Source organism: Actinomycetota bacterium, assembly GCA_019347575.1.
GTDB lineage: Bacteria > Actinomycetota > Nitriliruptoria > Nitriliruptorales > Nitriliruptoraceae > JAHWKY01.
In genome coordinates, this window is the sequence record JAHWKY010000107.1 from 1 (window position 1) to 2,530 (window position 2,530).

The 2,530-nt window shown below is 72.3% G+C and carries 4 protein-coding genes; all 4 read left to right on the forward strand.

The window, feature by feature from the left end; all coding sequences use genetic code 11:
• A partial coding sequence (locus KY469_22795; GenBank protein MBW3665919.1) for a site-specific integrase occupies positions 1–974 on the forward strand: 974 nt, incomplete at its 5' end.
• Positions 971–1,114 carry a hypothetical protein gene (locus tag KY469_22800; protein MBW3665920.1) on the forward strand — a complete coding sequence of 48 codons (144 nt, stop codon included), beginning with the start codon at positions 971–973 and terminating at the stop codon, positions 1,112–1,114. The genes KY469_22795 and KY469_22800, both read left to right, overlap by 4 nt.
• A 350-nt stretch (positions 1,115–1,464) precedes the next feature.
• Positions 1,465–2,229, forward strand: a complete 765-nt coding sequence (locus tag KY469_22805) for a hypothetical protein (GenBank protein ID MBW3665921.1) — start codon at positions 1,465–1,467, stop codon at positions 2,227–2,229.
• Positions 2,230–2,244: 15 nt separating this feature from the next.
• On the forward strand, positions 2,245–2,530 hold a 286-nt coding region (locus KY469_22810), incomplete at its 3' end, for a hypothetical protein (GenBank protein MBW3665922.1).

Sequence of the window (2,530 nt, forward strand, 5' to 3'; positions counted from 1 at the left end):
CGGTCAGCGGCCATGTGTTCAGAGTCGACCGCAAGGACGGGCCGGTCTGGTACGCCAAGTACCGCCTGCCCGACGGGCGGCAGGTGCAGAAACGACTCGGGCCGGCGTGGTGCGCCCGGGGGCGCCCGGCGGCCGGGTTCTTCACCAGGCGCACCGCCCAGGGGTGGCTCAGCGAGGTTCTCGCCCAAGCCGAGGCCGGGACGCTGCCTGGCCTGCGCCGCTCGGGCGCCACGTTCTCCGACGCGGCGCACGAGTGGCTGCGCTACGCCCGGGAGGACCGCGCGTGCAAGCCCTCGACGATGCGCGACTACCGCACGGCCGTTGAGGCCCATCTGCTGCCCACCTTCGGCCACCTCGAGCTCGAGGACGTGCGAGCGGATGGCATCGAGGGCTGGCGAGCGCAGCTCTGCTGCTCGCCGCGCACCAAGAACAAGCTGCTCACCGTCCTCAACGGGATCTTCCGCCGCGCCCAGCGGGTCTACGGGCTGGCTGCCAACCCGGTGGCCACCATCGAGCGTCTGCGCGAGCCGCGGCGCTGTGACATGGAGGTGTTCACCCCCGAGGAGGTCTTCGCGCTGGTGCGCGCCGCTGCCTCGCGACAGGACGCGGCGATCTTCCTGACCGCCGCCTTCACCAGCCTGCGCCGCGACGAGCTGATCGCGCTGCGCTGGCGCGACGTGGACTTTGCCTCCTCGGTGATCCGCGTGCGGGCCAGTACGCCGGGGAGCAGCTCACCACACCCAAGTCGGGCAAGCTGCGCTCGGTTCCTTTGGCCCCCGAGGTGGCTGGCGCGTTGGAGGGACTGGCTGCTGGCGGCCGGTCGAGCGGCGACGACGACCTGGTGTTCGTCGGCGAGCTGGGCGGCTATGTCGACGGCTCGGCGCTGCGCCGGCGCTACGACGCGGCCCTCCAGCGCGCCGGGCTGCGCCGCCTGCGCTTCCACGACCTGCGCCACACCTTCGGCACCCGCATGATCGCTCACGCCGACATCGTGCGGGTCAAGGAATGGATGGGCCACGCCGACGTGCAGACGACCATGCGCTACCTGCACTACGCCCCGCGCCCCGACGACGCCGCCCTGGTCGCCCGCGCCTTCACGGTCGCTAACCGGTGATGGCGCCCCACGACCATGGAGGGCAGGCGTCCGAGCTGCGGGACGCCGGGTGGACGGCCCGGAGACCGCTCGCCTGCCCGTCCCGCTATGCGTCTTGGTGTGGGACGGGGTCGGCGGTCGTTTCGCCCCGTCGCACCGGCCTTCGGGCGGCCTTCGTGGGCCCGACCACCCGCCCCCACCATCTACTGCGTAGCTGGGTGAGTTCGGGTGGTCGGGCCCACTTCAGGAGCGGGGTCTGCGACGGGGCGAAACGACAGCCTCCAGTGGGGGTGGATGATGGGTGTGGGACGGGCAGGCGGTGGGACGGGTGGCAGGCTGGGTGACGGGCGGAGCGGTGGCGAGCGTCCTGGGTGGTGGTGGCTGAGGCGCTGGTGGTGGCAGGGCTGGTGGGCCGGGGGCGACGCGGGAGGGTTGAAGCCGAGCGTGATTGGTTGGTGTTGGGGTGGATCGCGCGGTTTAGGTTTGTCGACGCGCGGGTGTTGGCGTGGCGTTTTGGGGTTTCGCTGCGTCGGGTCAATGCGCGGGTCACCCGGTTGGAGGCCGCGGGGCTAGTGGGCTGTGCGCGCCGCCATGACGCCCAGGCCCGGACGATCTTTGTCAGCCGTCGCGGCGCGGTCGCGCTGGGGCTGGGGCCGCGGCGTGCTCCGCGGGTGGAGGTCCAGCGCACCGACGAGCTGGCGCTGGCAGCCCTGGTCGCGCGTATCGAGACCACTTCGCCGGGTTTGGTGGTGTTGACCGAGCGCGAGGGCCGCGCCCGGCAGGCTGACGGCGCGGGGCGCTTTAGCGTGGTGGTGTCGGGTGGCGGTGGGTCTCGGGCGTTGCGCTGGCCCGATCTGGTGGTCCACACCGGGCGGCGACGTGTCGCGCTGGAGCTCGAGCTGGCGGCCAAGACCACCGAGCGCCTCACGGGCATCGTGGGCGGCTATCTGGACGCCGGGGTCTTTGACGAGGTGCGCTTTTTGGTCGGCTCGCCGGCGCTGGCCCGCCGACTCTCGCGGGTGTGCACCGACCCTGGTCCCGCCATGCCCGCCCGGGGCCATCCGTTGCGTCTGACTTCGTGTCCGGTTTTGGGCGTAGATTCAGCCAACCAGGTCGGGGGGTTCGGGCGGCCTTGACCGGGAGGTTGGAGCATGGCCGAGCACAGCAGGGGCGCCGGGGGTCGGCGCCGCAAGAAGTTCCTGACGGCTGAGCAGAAGTACGAGCTGTGGACTGCGCTGGTGCGGGGCGACGCGACCCAGCGGGAGCTGGCCGACCGGTGGGGTGTGGACCGCTCCGTGGTGGTGAAGGTGTCCCAAGTCGCCAAGCACGGCGCCTTGGCCGCCCTGGAGGCGTCGAAGCCGGGCAAGCCCGCCGCAGCCTGCTGCCGCGGCCAACACAACAGCTGCAGCCACCCACGCGAGCCGCCGGCGCAGGTGG

What these genes read in the sequence shown, in the direction of transcription:
- KY469_22800 (MBW3665920.1), top strand. Translation starts at nt 971, where the DNA reads ATGATCGCTCACGCCGACATCGTGCGGGTCAAGGAATGGATGGGCCAC.